Source organism: Carboxylicivirga sediminis, from assembly GCF_018156225.1.
Taxonomy (GTDB): domain Bacteria; phylum Bacteroidota; class Bacteroidia; order Bacteroidales; family Marinilabiliaceae; genus Carboxylicivirga; species Carboxylicivirga sediminis.
Window position 1 is genome coordinate 1 of record NZ_JAGTAR010000109.1, and the last position, 478, is coordinate 478.

General features: G+C 46.7%; 1 protein-coding gene. It reads left to right on the top strand.

The window, feature by feature from the left end; genetic code table 11:
* Nucleotides 1-467, top strand: a 467-nt coding sequence (locus KDU71_RS23505; protein WP_244828670.1) for a PfkB family carbohydrate kinase, incomplete at its 5' end; no start/stop codon positions are given.
* Nucleotides 468-478 lie beyond the last annotated feature (11 nt).

Here is a 478-nt window from a genome sequence, read left to right on the forward strand (position 1 = left end):
GCGACATTGTATTGGGTAATGAGGAAGATGCTGCCATGGTATTGGGCATCCATCCTGAAGGAATGGATGTAACTAGCGGACATGTCGAAGCAGAGGCTTATCGTAGCGTATCACAACAAATCATGCAACAGTATCCTCGCGTGAAGAAGGTCATCACAACGCTTCGCGGTTCCATCAATGCCAATCACAATACGTGGTCGGGAGTGCTGTACGATGGCAAAACATTATTTAAAGCAGCTGATTATGATATCACACACATCGTCGATCGTGTAGGGGGTGGCGATTCATTTATGGGCGGACTCATATATGGACTGCTTACCTACGAAGGTGATGATCAGAAAGCGCTTGACTTTGCTACCGCAGCATCCTGCCTGAAGCATACGATACCAGGTGACTATAACCTGGTGACCGTTGAAGAAGTGGAAAAACTGATGGCTGGTGATGCCTCAGGACGTGTATCGAGATAATAGTTTTTTGA